A 17,805-nucleotide genomic window follows, 5' to 3' on the forward strand; every position below is an offset into this window, starting at 1 on the left:
TTCGGAAAGGACTACTGTCCTCATCAACGCATTTACCATATCTTGTGTCTTCCACAAGAATCATTATAGCATGCAGAATGATTCTGTCAACAGTTTTTCGCAAATTTATTTACAAATGTCCGTTTTCGGTGTACATTAGAACCATTTCTTGCGTTTGAAAAAGATGATAATGCCTGCAATGCAGGTAAGCGAAAGCAGCCCCACAAAAAGATAGCCGTATTTCCAGCCATATTCGGGCATCTTCAGGTTCATCCCGTACCACCCTACGATTAACGTCAGCGGCAAAAAAATCGTTGTCACAACCGTAAAAATCTTCATTGTTGTGTTCAGGCTGATGTCAACCTCCGCCTCATAGCTTTCTCGTACCTGCGTCACATATTCCCGCAGGTTCAGTACGTTCTGAAACCGCCGCTCCGTTCTTCTGTAAAGCATTTTAAAGGAGCGCAGGGTTTTCCCGTCAAAAATTCCGTTCTCGTTCTCCACCAGAATATCCAGTACATTCAGAAACTGCTCGTAATATTTTTTCAGCACCATCAGCCGTTTGCGCAGGCTGATGATCTCCGAAACACAATCCCGCTTCCCCGTTGCAATGAGTGCCTGCTCCAAGTCCATAATCTCTTTTTCAATGCTGTCAAAAATAATATCATCCTTCTTCGTCTGTAATTCAAAAAACGAATAAATCACGCGGTTCAGCGTCACCCTTTCGCCCAGTCCCTCCAGACATTCCTCCAGCAGTGCCGTCACAATATCCATTTTAGAGGTAAAGAAAAAGGCCTTCCCCTTTTCCAGATACAGAATGACACTGCCGATGCTCAGCAGGATATTCTCAAAATCAAGCATTTCCAGGCTCACGCAGTCAAAATTCTCAAAGGAGTCATATCTGGCATAGCTGAACCGTCTTGCCTCCTCCAGAATTTCCGCAGAAATCCCCCATTTTTTGCCACAGGCAAGCATTTTTTCATAAGGGAAAATGCCAAGCAGACCTTCCTCCTGCCCTGTCGGCTCTGCAATCCTCTGCCATCCGCCGCTTTTGATGCTGTAGTACATCTGCTTAACCTCCCCTCTGCCTTCTCTGTTTCCATCCTTCCCTGCATCCCTCTTTGTATGCAGAAAACCCTGCATCCGTCTTTTTTATGATAATTCGTTTTTCGCCTTTTGTCAATTTTTTAGCCGGACCCTTATCCCAGACGCACGATATCCTCAATCGCAAGCGAACAGACCGTACCGCGCGCCTCTGTTTTCATGCCATGGTTTCTATTGATTGCCTCCATGATGTCCTTACGCTTCGCAGCAGACGAAACAATCGCGATAACCTCCTTCTCCTGCTGTACCGTAATTCCGTAAAATTCCTCAACGCTTTCACTGCCTGCCCAGCGTGCATGAATAATCGTGCCGCCGCGCGCGCCTGCCTTTCTCGCAGTTTCCATCACTTCCTCCGTAAAGCCCTGATTCACCGTCACCAGAATCATGCTGTTTTCCATGCCTTCTTCCGTCATCGTATCCACCCTCCCCACTTCGTTCTGCACATTCATCTGTATTGCCAGCGCCGTTACATGCGCCATAGCCGTCAGCTTCATATCAAATATAATCCCACGGGAACGCGCCGCGCCACGCAGCTCGTTATTCAAATCTCGCATCACGCGGTTCACCATCGTTCCCCTGCCAACCGTAAATATAACATCCTTTTCCACGCCGTCCAAGCCGAGTAAATCTCTGATTTCAGAGGTCGCTGTTCCCTTTCCTGCGCACTGCAAATGGTGTGTCAGCCTTTGCCCGTTGAATAATTCAATCATATTTCTGCCCTGCCCTCGCTCCACAATGGAAACAATCAGCTTCATCGGCTCTATTTTCAAATCCTTCATTTTTCCACCCCATTTCAGTCAAAATACAGAATATCGTCCTCCAGCTGGTGCATCTGCACCTCGATATACCGCCGTTTTGCCTTCTCCTTCATCTGCGTGATAAAGCCCATCATCTGAATCGTAATCAGTGGTGTCATGGCTACCATCGCAACAATGCCAAACGCATCCGTCATCACATTGCCGCCCAGAGCCTCGCACGCCCCCATTGCAAAGGGCAATAAAAACGTAGCCGTCATCGGGCCGGAGGCAACGCCACCACTGTCGTATGCAATCCCCGTAAAAATCGGAGAAACGTAGCGTGTCAGCACCAGCGCAAACACATACCCCGGAATTAAGAACCAGAGAACCGAAATCCCCGTCAAAATCCGCAGCATCGCAATCCCGACAGAAATACATACCCCGACAGAAAGTGCCGTCTGCATCATTTTTGCCGTCACAAAGCCGTTGGAAATTTCTTCTACCTGCTTGGTCAGCACATGAACCGCAGGCTCTGCCGCAACAATGAAATACCCAATCACCATCCCAATGGGAATCAATAGCCACGCATACCCACAGTCCGCAATCCCTGCGCCGATAATCTGCCCAACCGGCATAAAGCCGACATTTACGCCGCAAAGAAACATTGCCAGACCGATATATGTAAACAAAAACCCAAAGCCGACACGCATCAGCTGATGCCTTTTATACCGCCGAAACAGCATCTGAAACAGCGCAAATGCTGCCGCAATGGGAATCAGTGCCACCGCAACCTCCTTGAAATATTCGGGAATCTCATGCGCAAACAGCAGCGCCACATCTCTCGTTGTTTCCACCGCAGGCACCTCTGTCGGGCTGTATAACGCCTGATCGGGTTCATAAAAAATCCCCAACAGCAGCACCGCCAGAATCGGGCCGATGGAACAGAGCGAAATCAGACCAAAGCTGTCCTCTCTCGATTTTTTGTCACTTCGCAGCGTTGCCAGACCAATCCCCAGTGCCATAATAAACGGTACCGTTACAGGCCCCGTTGTCACGCCGCCGCTGTCAAAGGAAACGGGAATAAAGGAATCCGGTGCCAGAAATGCCAGAAGAAATACCAAAGGATAAAATACCCAAAGCATCTTCGCCAGAGGAATATGAAAAAAGATACGAATCTGCGCGATCATCAGGAATAGCCCCACCCCTGCCGCAACAGAGAGAATCAGAATTTTATTCGGAATCGCGGGCACCTGCTCCGCCAGAACCTGCAAATCCGGTTCTGCAATCGTAATCAGCATCCCCAGAATAAAACAAACCAATAATGGGCCACCTATATTTTTTGTACGGCTCATCTCCATACCAATGCCCTCGCCCATCGGCATCATGGACATATCCGCACCCATCGTAAAAAAGCCCATGCCGATAATCAGCATCACTGCCCCGAATAAAAACAGCACCAATGCCCCCGAGGATAACGGCAAAAGCGTAATGCTCAGAATAAAAACGATTGCCGTTAATGGCAGTACGGAAGCCAGCGATTCCATAATTTTTTCTTTCAAACGAATATTTTCTAACAGAAAAATTCCTCCTTTCCACATCTTTCAGGAAATACCTGATTTTCCTAGTGTATTACTTTCAATTTTATCATCTCGGACTTTTCCGTGTCAATCCGTGTTAAGACTTCTTAACATAAAACATTCAGTTACTGCACTTTTGTTCATCCTTTGTTCATATTTCATATAAAAAAGCCTTTCCGCAGAAAGGCTCAGACTGTAGACAAAATAATTTTTGAGGTAGCGGAAGGGCTTGGGAAACAAACTGTTCATTACTTTGCTACGCAAAGCAGGCTTCGCCTGCCGCCCCTTCTTGGGCGGTAAGTAGTTTCCCAAATGGAATCCGCAGTCGGAATTCACTTCCGACGAGGAAAACAGCGAGTTTCAAGGCTTTACTTAGGGTGCCGACTTATCTTTTTATAATCCCCCATTCCACATCTTCCTTTCCGTCTGCTCCCGTAATCGCCTTCTGCACCACTGCATAGCCGTCCAGAAATGCGTCCACTCCGTCAAACGTATCCGCAATGCACTGCTTGCCGCTTTCGTCAATATAAAACCGCTTGTGCGTCACCCAATCATACGCCACCGCAATGCCGTCAACCGCATCCAGCAGCGCAATCTCTGTCAAGTTCAGCTTCTCGCCCTTTTGGTTGTAATATGGACAGCCGGTCATATCGTCCCCATAGCCCCAGTCTGCAAGTGGCACCTGAATTACCGCACTACTATTCTCCCGTGCCTGTATCACAGGCAGTCCCTCTGTAATAAACTGCACCTTTTTGCCGCTCTTGTCAATCAGCCACGTTTTCCCGTTCTGCTCCGTCACAAAGGCTTTGCCGTCCGTAAAATCTCCTGCCCATGCGTACTGTGGCACAAGCATTTCCTTGCCCGTCTTGTCGATGTAGCCCCAGCCGTCCGCCGTCTGCACTGCCGCCACGCCGTCATGGAAATCTCTGCTCTCTATATATTTGGGAGAAACAACCTCGTTTCCGTCCCTGTCAATAAAGCCATACCGCGGCACAGGCTTTCCTCCTGTTTCCTCATAAATTGCCACCTCAGCCATTCCTTCAGAGAAAATCCATACCGTGTCATAAAGAAACGGTGTAATTTCATTCCCCTGCAAGTCCCAGAAGCCCATTTTACCCCGATTCGATACCCTGACACGTCCTTCCGAAACCTGATAAATCGAATATTCCGCAGTTCTGAATTGCTCCTTTCCGTTTCTGTCAATCAGAGCAGTCTCTCCGTTTTCGTATTCCAACCTTAAATAGCCTTCTCCCAGATATTTCAGATATTCAATTTCTCCATTCTCGTAGGATAACAGCCGTTTCCCCTTGCTGTCCAGAAGGTAATAAGCCTTCCCCAGCATAGACAAACCAATCCCAGCCGCTTCCGGAAATTTCGTTGCAATAAAATATCCATCCCCGATATTCTCAATTTCATCGTATTCACTGCGCAAAGGCATGGTATAGCTCGCCTTTCTCCCTTCGCCCGTCATTCTCGGCGCATCCGCAGGAATCTCAATCACCTTGCTGTCATCCAGAAGCTGCACCGTTGCCGTTTTCTCCGCCGCGTCCCAGATGATATCCGTATCTGCCACCGTATAGCCGCAGCCATTCAGAATATTTTTCCAGTTCCGCAGTGGCACAAAAATCCGCCCATCCCGAATGTCCATCCTTCCGCTTACTTCGATCGGCTCTCCGTTCACCGTAATGCTGTTCTTCTCAATGTCGCAGGCGACCGTATTCCCCCGTAGCATCATCCATGCCAGCTTCGTTTCCTTTTCCCAGTGCATCGTACCGTTGTCAATCGAGGTCAGAAAGGCGCGCAGCGGCAACATCGCATAGCCATCCTTGATATAAATTGCCGCATCCAACGAAATCCTGCTCTGGTTTCGATAAAGCTCCTTTGTGCCAACCTGCGCAGTAAATGTAATCTGCTCCGCCTCTCCAATCGTTTCCGCCTGCGCAGGCACCGTCCCTGCCAACATCAGCAGACTCATCGCCAGACATACTTTTTTCTTCATTCGGAACGCCTCCCTTTTGCCTTCAATTTGTATGACAAGTTTCTGCTTTTATCATAGCAGAAAGACATTCTTCCTTCAACCACAGCACACCATTCTTAAGAAAGCCGTAAGAAAGTTGTTAGCATCCTGTAACATACAAGCATCCTGTAACATAAAAAAGCACTACCCGAAATTTTCTCGGATAGTGCCTATTTTCAAATCTTATCTGATTCTGGGAAGAAAGCCAACCTTTTTCTGCACCTTCGTCAGTGTTCTGTCTGCCAGACGGCTTGCCTTTTCCGCGCCGCTCTTAATAATCGCATCCAGATAGTCCTTGTTTGCCTCCAGCTCCTTCACGCGCTTCTGCACAGGCTCCAGCTCCGCAACAACCGCCTCACCGACCGCCGTTTTAAACGTACCATAGCCCACGCCTGCAAATTCCTTTTCCGCCTCGGCAATCGTTTTGCCTGTCACCGCACAGTAAATGCTCAGCAGGTTGGAAATGCCGGGCTTTTCTTCCGCAAAGCGTACCTCTGTGTCAGAATCCGTCATCGCACGCTTCATCTTATTCATAATCACCTTGGGGTCATCCATCAAGGTAATGATGTTGTTCTGATTTTCGTCAGATTTGGACATTTTTTTAGTAGGCTCCTGCAATGCCATCACACGCGCGCCAACCTTGCCGATATACGCATCCGGCACCTTGAATACATCCCCGTATATGCCGTTGAACCGCTGCGCGATATCTCTTGTCAGTTCCAGGTGCTGTCTCTGGTCTTCCCCAACAGGAACCAGATCCGTCTGATACAGCAGAATATCTGCCGCCATCAAAGAGGGATAGGTAAACAGTCCTGCGTTGATGTTGTCCGCATGCTTTGCGCATTTATCCTTAAACTGCGTCATTCTGTTCAGCTCACCCATATAGGTGTAGCAGTTCAGAATCCAAGCCAGCTCTGCATGCTGTGGCACATGAGACTGATAATAAATGATATTCTTTTCGGGGTCTAAGCCAACCGCCAGATACTGCACCAGCAAATCTTTTGCCTGCTTGCGCAGCTTCACAGGATCCTGACGCACCGTAATCGCGTGCATATCCACGATGCAGTATAAGCAGTCATATTCATCCTGCAACTTTGTCCAGTTTTTCAGCGCCCCCAGATAGTTGCCCAGTGTAATCACACCGGAGGGCTGCATACCGCTGAAAATACGCTTTTTCTGTTCCATTTTCTAACACTCCTTGCTTCGTTTTATTTCTTTTCTTCAAAATCGGCATCAATGGTGTCCGGCTCTTCGGGGATGATAAATGCACAGGCAATATAAGCCGCCACGCCAAGGAACAGGCTCATCAATGTCCCCAGTACCCAAAGCAGACGCACAATAACGGGGTCAATCGCAAAATAGTCTGCCATGCCGCCGCATACGCCTGAAATTTTTTTATCTGTTTTGGAACGATATAATCTTTTCGTCATATTAAAATTCCTCCTCATCATCTTCTTCATTTTTCAACAGCCCATTCGCAAAAAAACTGAAATGGCTTCCGTTTTCCCCTATGATGATATGGTCAAGCACTCTAACACCCAGAGAATCCAGTATTTTTTTAAGTGAAACAGTCAGTGTCAGGTCTGCATTGGATGGTGTCACCCTGCCGCCGGGATGGTTATGACAGAAAATCACGCCTGCACTTTTATACCGCAGCGCAACCTCTACCGCCTGCCGATTGGAAACAAATACACTGCCAACCGTGCCCTCCGCCAGCTTTGCCACATGAATCACCCTTCTGCGGCTGTCCGTGCAGATTATGTAAAATCTCTCTGTGCTGTAATGGCTGAGCAGCTGTCTGCAATACTCCACGCAGCGTGTAATCGAGGTCAGCTCCGGTTTGCTGCCAAGCTTTTCCCTTTCATATCTGCGAATCACCTCATGCAGCTGTGTCAGAAAAACCGCACTTTTCAGCCCAACGCCCTCTGTCTTTGCAATTTCATGTGCATCGCTTTCCAGCAAATTGGAAAGTGAGCCGAATTCCTTTAGTAGCAGATGTGCAACGGGGTTTGTGTCCCCTCTGGGAATACAGCCATATAGGAGCATTTCCAGAAGCTCATGGTCGGCAAAGCCATCCGGGCCTTCCTGCAAATAGCGGGAACGCATCCGATCCCTGTGCCCGCCGTGTATATTTTCCATCTTCACACCTTCTTCTCCATAAAGTGAATCATTTCCGGCAGACCGCCGCTATAAATCACTTGCAGAAGGGAGTCCAGATTTCGCAATGCCAGCTTGATTTCTCTCTCGGTAATGCTGCCGTCCTCCAGCGCATCAGAAAGCTCACCCAAATCAACCACCTCAACCGCACCGTCGGGATGAATAATCACATCCGCCAGCAGGTCTGTAAAAATATACGCATTTTCAGCCTTCAAGTATGCTGTTTCTATAATATCACAATAATAATAAACAAGTTCTTTCTTTTTGTTTAAGAATTTACTAATTTTCCAACCCTTATCCATGTAATAGCAGGAAATGCCATGGCTGAATTTTGCCTTCGGATGCAGCACATCCCATTCGGTAATCATAATATTTCCCTCATGATACACAATGCGGTCATCCTTCAACTCCACGATTTCATCGGGTATAAATCTTTTTCTATAAAGCTTCGGCATACCTTCACCCTTTTCCTGCCTTCCCAAACCAATGATTACTGCTTCTTATTATAAAGAATTATGCAGGAAATTACAACCGGAAAACAATATAAAAAAGACTCCTACCTTTTCAGGTAGGAGCCGAATTTTTATGAATCAAAACGAAGTTGTCCAATAATTAAATTATTTGCCTTCCTTCATTTCCTTCAGACCCATCAGACCGTCTGCAAACAGTTTTGCATCCATCAGAGTGATGCTGCCGTCAGCGTTTCTGTCAATGATAGGTTCAAATTCCATCTGATCCAGAATCTGAGTCTGCAAATCGATACCGGGTGCGATTTCTGTCAGGTGCAGACCATCTTCCTTCAGAACGAATACACATCTTTCTGTGATGTACATTACGTGCTGACCATTCTTGTTTGCGATATCGCCGTTGAATGTAACCTGTTCTACAGATTTAACGAACTTCTTGTTCTTACCTTCCTGTGCGATAACAACCTTGCCGTCTTCAACCTTAACCTTCAGACCGCCTGCTGTAAATGTACCGCAGAAGAATACCTTAGGTGTGCACTGTGTAATGTTGATGAAACCACCACAGCCGGCAATTCTGGGGCCAAATCTGGAAACGTTGATGGAGCCGTGAGGGTCACATTCAGCCAGACCCAGATAGCACAGATCCAGACCGCCGCCATCATAGAAGTCGAACTGATAGCCCTGATCCAGCAGTGCGTCTGCGTTGTAAGCAGAACCGAATCTGATGCCGCCTGCGGGTACACCACCAACAGCGCCGCCTTCTACTGTCAGAGTCATGAAGTCGCCGATACCTTCTTCGTTCGCTACAGATGCAACATATTCAGGAGCACCTACGCCCAGGTTAACTGCAACGTCTTTTTCCAGTTCTACAGCGCCACGACGACCGATGATCTTCTTTGCGCTCAGAGGCAGGGGTTCGGGAGCAACGTCGGGGTTTCTCATTTCGCCGGACAGAGCGGGATCGTAATCACAATCCAGTGTCTGCTGGTGATCCTTAGGGTCAGCAACTACTACATAGTCAACATAGATGCCGGGAACCTTAACCAGACGAGGATCCAGTGTGCCTGCTTTAACCAGTTTTTCTACCTGAACTACAACGATACCGCCGCTGTTTTTAACAGCCTGGCATACGGATGTGCCTTCCAGAGGAGAAACTTCCTTTTCAAAGGAGATGTTACCGGATTCATCAGCGTATGTACCTCTGATCAGAGCAACGTTGATGGGGAATGCGGGGTAGAACAGATAGTCCTGACCCTTGATGTTAACCAGCTCGATGATGTCTTCCTTGGTTACATCGTTTACTTTACCGCCGCCGTTTCTGGGGTCGATAAATGTACCCAGACCTACCTTTGTGAAGCAGCCGGGTCTATGTGCAGCGATATCTCTGAACAGGTGGCAAAGAGCACCCTGAGATACGTTGTAAGCTTCCATCTTATTTTCCAGAGCCATTTTCTGCAGAGCGGGTACTGTTGCCCAGTGACCTGCAATATATCTTTTCAGCAGACCTTCGTGTGCAAAGTGTTCTGCACCACGACCGTCTTTGTTACCCTGAGAACCGCAGTAAACATAAGTAATATCTCTGGGTTCGCCTGTTGCCAGGAATCTTTCTTCTACAGCTCTGTCCAGAGCTTCGGGGATAGCGGATGCTACGAAACCACTTGTTGTAACGGTATCGCCGTTTTTAATCAATGCAGCAGCTTCAGCAGCAGTAATAACTTTTACCTGTCTAGCCATTCTGTTAGACCTCCTATTAAAAAATTTGTAATTCTTAAAATATTACATGAACAAGAACAGGGGTAGTCACCTACCCCTGTTTATTTACATTTCCATCAAAGCAAATGCGGTAGGAAAATTACAGCATTTCTACGAAGGACTGCAGTCTTGTCTTAACCTGTTCGAAGGATGTCAGTTCCTGATCTACTTCAAACATCAGGTTCTTGATACCTTTTTCTTCGAATTCTCTGTACATTACAGGGTAATCCCATTCTTCGGGGTCACAGAATTTCATCATAGCAATGATAACTGCGTCTGCGCCTGTAGCAGCAACCTTGTTCATCAGCATCTTGCCACGGCCTTTCTTTGTATCTGTTGCAACGGAGCAACCATACATCTGCTGCCATGCCTTTGCCATTCTGTACAGAGGACCTTCTTCGCCGTCCAGAACGTCAACACGAATCTGTCTGGATTCCTGAGCCAGATCGTCATCAACGATAGCCAGCTTGAATTCGTCGAAGATTTCCAGAACCTGATTGGGCTCCAGCAGGATACCTGTAACAACAACCTTCTTACCATCCCAAGGCTGTACAGGCATAGCTTTGATTTCTTCGATCAGTTCTTTTACCAGAGCTGTGTGTTTTTCTTTCAGCATGAACTGTCTTGCTTTGAATACAGCATGACGGTCAACAGCGCTGATAACCTGAGGGTAGTCAGCTGCTACTTTAACGAATTCACGCATAACTGCTCTGTTTTCGTTGTAGATAGCAATGGAGTTTTCCAGAGCTGCGTTTGTGATCTTAACGCCCAGGTAAGCTTCCAGCTGTTTTTTAACCAGTTCATATTCTGTTACCAGGAACTGATTAGCTGCTTCCAGACCTCTGTTCTGAGGGTGTGTGAATACGATTACCTTGTCAGCGTTAGCGCCTTTCCATTTCTGGGACAGGCATTTCAGTGTATCACAAGGTACAGAGAACAGAACTGCTGCCAGATCATCGTAAGCGCCTTCGCACTGCAGTTCCATGATCTGCTGCATGATGGAACAAGCGAATGCGGGCAGATATGTACGTGCTTTGGAAATCTGTTTGCCCTGTGCGCCCCAGATACCCATAGGCAGGTAACCTGTTGCGTGTACCATTTCTTCGGGAGCGTAGATAGGCATAATACCTACAGCGCCTTTACCTGTTTCAGCTTTATAATCATCCATTGCTTTTTTGGGATTAGCTGCAACTTCTTTCAGTTGGGATAAGATAGCTTCTACTTTACTCATCGTTTTCTCCTCCTCCTATTTTACGCTTCTGCCAGGTTAGCTTCCATCATTTCAACCAGAGCCTGTACACGTGTTTCATACTGTGCTTCGGAGTATACGTTAGGGTCTGTCTGGTCGCCGTCGAAGGAAACGTAAGGTTTGCCGTTTGCTTCTTTGATGATTTCAGCTGTTTCAACGTTCAGGAAGCTCATCAGCTTACAAGATCTGTTCAGATGGTAGATTGTACCGTCGATTTTGCCTTTTTCCATGATGTTCAACAGAACTTCAACCTTATTGGACAGGCATGTGTTGATGTAGATTCTTGTGTAAGCTTCTGCCATGGAGTGCAGAGATTCGTCGTTTGCATCATAGTGCAGATCCCACAGTGCGGGGTAAGCTGTACCTGTCATGATGGAGCCCAGGTTCTTCATTGTCTTGAATGTGTGACCCAGGTGAGGCCATACTGCGATACCTTCCCACTGGAAACGTGTTTTTTCTGCGCCCTTGAACGCATAAACGCCAGCCTTCAGGTTCTTTTCCAGTTCATCTGCAAATGCCTTGAATGTGATTTCAGCATAGTCCAGAGAACGGCAAGCTACGATCAGTGCCATGTAGTTGAACAGGTCGAAACCATTCAGAGGAGAAGGTTTGTACTGAGCCATGTCAGCGATTCTGTTCCAGTGGTATACGGAACGCTGTGTCTGGTCTTTTACTTCTTTGAATTTCTTCCAGTCAAAAGGTCTGCCGCAGATTACTTCCAGCTGAGAAATAGCGTTTCTGAACTGGTCTGCAATATATGCTTTTGCATATTCAGGAATAGGCATTGTGTGGTTGAAAGGTACATCGATAACGATGCAAGGAATATCCAGCTCTACAGCCAGGTTTTCATACCATTTCAGCAGTGTATTACAAATGTTGTTACATGTGATTACCAGATCGGGCAGAGGAACATCAGCTGCAGGAGAGTTAACCAGTACATCGGGTTTCTTACCTGTGATAGCTGTTTCTTTCAGACATTCCATGTAACCCATGTTTACTCTACCATAAGAACAGCAGTCGATGTTGTAGCCTTTTCTTGCTGCAACGTCCAGCATATCGATAGCACCTTTTCTTGCGCCGATACCTGCTGCGTGTGTTTCGGGGTAAATCATAGCGATACCCATTGTTACGCAGAATTCGGAAGGAGCTACGGATGCGGACCAACAAACAAGGTCGCCTCTTGCTTTAGCTTCTCTTGCGTCCTGGTCAGCTTTGTTCTGATAGTAGCCTAACAATTTCTTTGCTGTCATGCCTTGTGTTAAACTCATTCTAATCCCTCTTTCTTATTATTTTTTTGTTGCCGCTTCGTATGCGAAAAGTGCCGCACCGAGCGCGCCTGTTGTTTGTGGATTGGGTGCCACAATTACATCTGTTTTCAATACGCTAGAGACCGCTCTTACTACGCCTGCATTTTTTGCAACGCCGCCTGTAAAGACAATGTCCTTTTCCAGACCCGCTCTGTATGCAAGGCCGCACGCTCTGCTAGCTACGGACATGTGAACCCCTCTGGCAATGCTCTTTCTGTCAGTGCCTTTGGAGAGCTGAGAAATAACCTCGGATTCAGCGAATACAGTGCAAGTACTGCTGATTGGTGCGGTATCCTCTGCCTGTTCGTCCAGTGTTGCCATTTCATCCAGTGTTGTTTCCAATACTCTGGCCATAACCTCGATGAAACGACCTGTACCTGCTGCGCATTTATCATTCATAAAAAACTGCTTAATACCACCCTTGTTATCCAGTCGGATTGCTTTCGCATCCTGACCGCCGATATCAATGATGGTACGTGCAGTGGGTACCAAATGGTAAATACCTTTTGCATGGCAGCTGATTTCGGACATCTGCTTATCCGCATCCTCCAAGGAAAATCTGCCATAGCCTGTCGCAATGATGAAGTCGATTTCCTCCTCCTTCACACCGCTTTTTTCAAAGGCCATTTCCATAGCCTTCTTGGGACCTGTAGAGCCTGTACCTACCTGTACAACCTCTGCAGCAAGAACATCCTTCCCGTCCTTCAAAATAACTGCCTTTGAAGATGCGGAGCCGATGTCAACACCCATTGTGTACATCTTGTTTTACCTCCTCTGTTTCTATATTTTAACCATGCGATAAAACAATCATGAAACGTTTGGTGCCGCCCGTCGTCCCCGTATTCCCTAAAAGACAGGCTGCACATCGGATGACATTAGAAAAAACCTATATCCTTTCTATTCTTGAATATCGTGAATATAAGTTTTTAATCATTCCAAATACCCTAGGCTATATCCGCCTCTTGTATTTGTTTAGATTATAACATCATTGTTTCCGTATTTCAATAGAAATTGTTAAAAAATTGTTTTTATTTTAGAAAATCCTGCAAAAAAAGAAGAAAAATGCAGAAAATTCGTTTTTTTGTATACAGGATACTTCGTATGCTATCTAATTCCTATGTTTTTTTGAAAAAAAGTGTCGATTTTTGCACAAAATGACTATCTCCACACAAGAAACCGCCGACAATTCCCATCTCTTTGTTGGTATTTCTTTCTTTCGTACCCTACCAAAAAAGGGGGATTTTTATTCCTACCGGTTCTACAGGGTTTTAAAACGCCTGCCCGAACCCCCTATATTGTTAAATTATATGCAAAAATATTTATTGGTATGTTTGCCTGTCCGTTTTCTTTGCAGAAAAGTTATCCTTTTTTCCTTTCTCTTTTTTGAGTATTTTCTGTGTTTTCCGTTGTTTTCTGCATAAAAAAGGCCCTCCGCCCCTTTTGGAGCGAAAAGCACTTTCTTTCATTTCTATGAGTTTCTTCTATTATATTCGGAAAATCTTTTCTGAAAAAGGAAAAACACTTCGTATTTTAAATATTTCAGAAAAGAATTTCCTTCATAGTTATATTTCCTATTTTTTCTTCATTTTCGCCGCAATCTCAAGCAGAAGCATTTCCTCCGTCCGCACCCGAAACGGTGAAATCCCCTGCCGCTCCGCCAGCCTTTCCAGAAGTGCCGTCAGCAGGTCATAATATCCCCCGTCCTTCACCTTTAAATGCTTCGCCAGCTTAGGCAGAATCGTTTCATTCAGCGCCCGCAGAGAAGGTGTTTCTTCCTTTATAAAAAGTCTGCACAGCTCCTGCAACGCAAAATACGCCTCTGTTTCGCTCCATTGCCTGTCGATGTAATATTTCTCCCCTGCCAGACCATACAGCATCCGCAGTCCGTCGAAATATCCCAGCTGCAACAGCCTTCTGCTCTGCGCCGCATCAAACTGCAATACACCGCCAAGTCTTTCTCTCGGCGCAACCGTAATGATATTCGCATCTTTGGGAATCCGCGTCCGTTTTTCAAAGCCCACGCCGAAAATCCGAATCACAATAATATCCCGATAGCCGCGTTCCAGCAAGCTGCTAATTGGCACAATATTATGCACACTCCCGTCTACATAATCCTTACCGTCCAGCTTCTTCCGCTGAAATAGCGGCACATACGCACTCGCCAACAGCATATCCCGCAGCTTGCCTTCCTCCAGCTCGTCCGCATCCATGTCCAGTTCCCTTTTGTCCGTCAGAGAATACGTCACAAGAAACAGCTTTTTCGGGGAGCTTCTGATTTTTTCTTCATCCACCCATTCCGCAATCAGCCTCCGAAGCGGTTCAATATCCAGGCCACCCTCGTGGATGGCTTCCATCACATCCTTGAAAAGCGTCCGAAAATCCACCTCCGAAAGCTTATGGTCATAAAGCTTCTTTAGCTGCTCATCATCCGCATCAAATACCTGCGAAAAGCGAATGTTCTCCCAGAGTCGCAGCGCCTGCTCCAGCTCTCCCATCACCATCATCGCCCCGTTCAGTGCGCCGACAGAGGTGCCTGCCACCGCATCAAACCGCACGTCGGCCTCGTCCAACGCCTTCCAGACACCGACCTCATACGCACCCTTTGCGCCACCGCCCTCCAGGGCAATGGCGTATGCCTTCGATGTATCCAACCACAGCTTCATTTCGTCACCTCAGCTTATTTTTCCAGTTCTGCCAGAGCCGCCTGCATCACCTTGCCTGCAATCGGCGTTGCACTGCCGTAGTTGGCATTTTCAATCACAACCGCAACCGCAACCTTCGGGTTCTCCGCAGGCGCAAAGCCGATAAACCAGCTATGGTCATAGCCTGTGGCATTTTCCGCCGTACCCGTTTTGCCGGCAACCGTCACACCATTGATTGCCGCCGCCGTGCCTGTGCCGCCGGAAACAACCCCTATCATCATGTCCCTGATGGCTGCCGCTTCCTCCGCCGTGCAGATTTCCGTCAGCTTTTCGGGAACGGTGTTTTTTGTTTCCGTCCCATCCGGATAAACCACGTGGTCTACGATATATGGCTTCATCATCATCCCGTCATTCGCAAACGCAGAGGCAAGCATTGCCATATACAGGGGCGTAACTCCCGTTCTGCCCTGCCCGATTGCCGTTTCCACCAGTTCGCTTTCCGTAGCACCCTTCGCCAGATAAATGCTGTTTCGGCTTGTTTCCAGTTCAAAGCGGCTGTCTGCATCCATGCCGACCTGCCGCATGGTCTTCGCCAGCTTGCCCGCACCGATTTCATCCGCCAGTGCCGCAAAATAGCAGTTGCATGAGTAGGCAAGCGCACTTTTCATATCCACCATGCCATGCACCTTATTATTGTAGCAATGAATCACCTTATCCTGAAAAACTCTTTCGCCCGTACATTCCACCTGAAAGCTCTGCCAGTCAGAAAGGTACTCCATCCCTGCCAAAGCCGTTACAGTCTTAAATGTTGAGCCGGGCGGATAAAGCCCCTGCGTCGCACGGTTCACCAGTGGACTGTCCGCATCCTCCTTCAGTGTATCCCATTGCTCCTCCACCGTATTCGGGTCAAAGTCGGGATACGCCTGCAAGGCAAGAATCCGCCCCGTCGAAGGCTCCATCACAACAATCGCTCCTTTGGCACTGCCCAGAAGGTTGCCTGCCGTTGTCTGAATATCCATATCCATCGTTAAAGCAACGCTGTTGCCCTGTAGCTCCGTTTTCCGCACCACACTGCTCACGCGCTGAAATAATTCATTGTGCAGCTTCATCAGCTCAAAATTTTCTGCTGCCTCAACGCCGGTTTTCCCGACACTGCTGTAGCCTGTAATATGTGCCGCCATCCGTCCGCGCGGATATTCTCTCTTGTAGATACCGTCCTCCTGCCTTGTGCTGGTCGCGATGACCTCGCCCTCTCTGTCCAGAATGTCTCCACGCTTGATGGTTTCATCCACATACCGCAGACGGCTGTTATAGGAGTTGCCGGAAATTTCCTCTCTGTCTACAAAAACCAGCTTCCCCAGATAGCCCAACAGCAGGAAAAAGCATAACGCCAGCAGCCAGAATACGCGGCGCATGCTTCGCTTCATATTACTCATATCTGCCGCCTCCCATCTGCATTTCCTCCATCATCCGCTGCTCCTCCTGCTCCTGCTGAGCGCGCTGCTCGCAATATACGCATACCCATTGCAAAAGCCCAATCATCATCAGGCTGACCAGAACCGAGCTGCCGCCGTAGCTGACAAACGGCAGTGTTACCCCCGTCAGGGGAATCAGCTTCATCACGCCGCCCAGAATCACAAACGCCTGAAACGAAATCAGCGTGGTCACTCCTGCCGCCAGAATACTGTAGTATCTTCTGTTGCAGTCCAGTGCAATACGCACCCCGCGGTACAGCAGCATAATAAATATCCCGATGATGCCTGCGCCGAAAATCACACCGAATTCCTCGCAGATTGCCGAGAAAATCATATCGCTTTCCACAACGGGAATACTTTTCGGCATCCCCTTCGTCAAGCCGCTGCCGAACAGCCCCCATGTCGTAATGGCAAAAAGGGAGCTGACAATCTGATATCCTCCTGCATCAATATCCGCCCAGGGGTTGCGCCATGCCGCCACACGCACCTGCACATGAGAAAACAGCTTATACGCCCCCATTGCCGCCACGCTTGCCGCACCCATCCCCAGAAAGAACAGAAATTCATTCGAGGTCGCAATATACAGCATCACCATGTATGTCATAAAAAAGATAAGCGCACTGCCCAAGTCCTTCTGCAAAACCAACAGCATCACCAGTCCTGCGCTCAAAATCCCCGTTGTCAGAAACTGCTTCCATTCCACCCTCTTGCGGAATACGCTCGCAAGGTAGAATACAAACAGAAACTTTGCAATCTCCGAGGGCTGAAAGGTAACCGGGCCAATGGCAAGCCAGTTGGTAGAGCCGTATTTTGACACGCCGAAAAACCTTGTCGAAAGCAGCAGCAGATAGCACCCGATGATATACACCCATTCAAACATTTCAAACCTTGGAATCCATCGAAAGAAGGTCGGCAAAAAAGACATCCCTGCCAGCCCAATGCACATCCACATCAGCTGTCTGTGTGCCAGAGAAGGCTCCACCCTCTGTAAAATAATCAAGCTCACATCCATCAGAAACAGCATCCCCGTCCAGATGAGCGGACAGCCCTCGTAATAAAACCTGTCCAGAAGCTTCACCGCGAACAGCAGAAAAACCAACGAAATCGCCCCAAATAGCAGCGTCGTAATATCAAACATATATGTTTCTCTGTTGTATCCCAGAATCAGAAACGCCGTCATGTGCATCAATACCGTAATCCGTCTCTGCATGGAAACCGCCGTATAGGGGTTCCCCAGAAAGCCGCCCTGCTCATAGGCAACATAAACAATGCCCTGCCACAGGAACAAAACGATATAGAAAATGAACAGGTATCTGCTCAGCATTATGATTAAATCAAACAT

The 17,805-nt window shown here is 47.6% G+C and carries 15 protein-coding genes and 1 other annotated feature (1 of these 16 running past the window's edge); all 15 genes read right to left on the minus strand.

Translation table 11 applies throughout. From position 1 onward, the window contains the following. Window positions 1-36 (minus strand) — a binding site (T-box leader); it reaches 170 nt to the left of the window's first position. Window positions 37-135: 99 nt separating this feature from the next. Further along, complete coding sequence (locus tag GPK49_RS05065) at window positions 136-1,047, minus strand: magnesium transporter CorA family protein (protein WP_016408319.1); 912 nt, start codon at window positions 1,045-1,047, stop codon at window positions 136-138. 131 nt (window positions 1,048-1,178) lie between these two features. After that, on the minus strand, window positions 1,179-1,862 hold the full coding sequence (locus tag GPK49_RS05070; protein WP_215676945.1) for a hypothetical protein: 684 nt from the start codon (window positions 1,860-1,862) through the stop codon (window positions 1,179-1,181). A gap of 14 nt (window positions 1,863-1,876) precedes the next feature. Beyond that, the gene (locus GPK49_RS05075) at window positions 1,877-3,379 is read right to left on the minus strand and encodes a DUF1538 domain-containing protein (RefSeq protein ID WP_318283839.1); all 1,503 of its coding nucleotides are present in this window, start codon (window positions 3,377-3,379) and stop codon (window positions 1,877-1,879) included. Between the two features lie 403 nt (window positions 3,380-3,782). Next, window positions 3,783-5,396 (minus strand): WG repeat-containing protein, encoded by a 1,614-nt coding sequence (locus tag GPK49_RS05080; protein WP_215676947.1) that lies wholly within the window; start codon window positions 5,394-5,396, stop codon window positions 3,783-3,785. 201 nt (window positions 5,397-5,597) lie between these two features. Continuing rightward, on the minus strand, window positions 5,598-6,599 hold the full coding sequence (gene trpS / locus GPK49_RS05085) for a tryptophan--tRNA ligase (RefSeq protein WP_215676948.1): 1,002 nt from the start codon (window positions 6,597-6,599) through the stop codon (window positions 5,598-5,600). A 23-nt stretch (window positions 6,600-6,622) separates the two neighbouring features. Then, window positions 6,623-6,844: a PspC domain-containing protein gene (locus GPK49_RS05090; protein ID WP_016408314.1), complete on the minus strand. Its 222-nt coding sequence runs from the start codon at window positions 6,842-6,844 to the stop codon at window positions 6,623-6,625. A gap of 1 nt (window position 6,845) precedes the next feature. Beyond that, window positions 6,846-7,553, minus strand: coding sequence for a JAB domain-containing protein (locus tag GPK49_RS05095; protein WP_118579607.1), 708 nt, complete (start codon window positions 7,551-7,553; stop codon window positions 6,846-6,848). Between the two features lie 2 nt (window positions 7,554-7,555). Next, window positions 7,556-8,026 carry a DUF402 domain-containing protein gene (locus tag GPK49_RS05100; protein ID WP_016408312.1) on the minus strand — a complete coding sequence of 157 codons (471 nt, stop codon included), beginning with the start codon at window positions 8,024-8,026 and terminating at the stop codon, window positions 7,556-7,558. A 162-nt stretch (window positions 8,027-8,188) separates the two neighbouring features. Then, window positions 8,189-9,772 (minus strand): acyl CoA:acetate/3-ketoacid CoA transferase, encoded by a 1,584-nt coding sequence (locus tag GPK49_RS05105; protein ID WP_016408311.1) that lies wholly within the window; start codon window positions 9,770-9,772, stop codon window positions 8,189-8,191. 118 nt (window positions 9,773-9,890) lie between these two features. Next, window positions 9,891-11,021: a 2-hydroxyacyl-CoA dehydratase subunit D gene (locus GPK49_RS05110; protein WP_118579613.1), complete on the minus strand. Its 1,131-nt coding sequence runs from the start codon at window positions 11,019-11,021 to the stop codon at window positions 9,891-9,893. Between the two features lie 20 nt (window positions 11,022-11,041). Then, on the minus strand, window positions 11,042-12,307 hold the full coding sequence (locus GPK49_RS05115) for a 2-hydroxyacyl-CoA dehydratase subunit D (RefSeq protein ID WP_016408309.1): 1,266 nt from the start codon (window positions 12,305-12,307) through the stop codon (window positions 11,042-11,044). A gap of 18 nt (window positions 12,308-12,325) precedes the next feature. Then, window positions 12,326-13,105: an acyl-CoA dehydratase activase gene (locus GPK49_RS05120; RefSeq protein ID WP_016408308.1), complete on the minus strand. Its 780-nt coding sequence runs from the start codon at window positions 13,103-13,105 to the stop codon at window positions 12,326-12,328. A gap of 812 nt (window positions 13,106-13,917) precedes the next feature. Then, entirely contained in the window at window positions 13,918-15,009 is a 1,092-nt protein-coding gene (locus tag GPK49_RS05125; RefSeq protein WP_215676949.1) for a patatin-like phospholipase family protein, read from the minus strand. Window positions 15,010-15,023: 14 nt separating this feature from the next. Next, window positions 15,024-16,424, minus strand: a complete 1,401-nt coding sequence (locus tag GPK49_RS05130; protein WP_215676950.1) for a penicillin-binding transpeptidase domain-containing protein — start codon at window positions 16,422-16,424, stop codon at window positions 15,024-15,026. Further along, window positions 16,417-17,805 (minus strand): FtsW/RodA/SpoVE family cell cycle protein, encoded by a 1,389-nt coding sequence (locus tag GPK49_RS05135; protein ID WP_215676951.1) that lies wholly within the window; start codon window positions 17,803-17,805, stop codon window positions 16,417-16,419. Before GPK49_RS05135 ends, GPK49_RS05130 begins: the two co-directional genes overlap by 8 nt.

The organism is Clostridium sp. MCC345, assembly GCF_018785345.1.
GTDB classification, from domain to species: Bacteria; Bacillota; Clostridia; order Lachnospirales; family Anaerotignaceae; genus Anaerotignum_A; species Anaerotignum_A faecicola.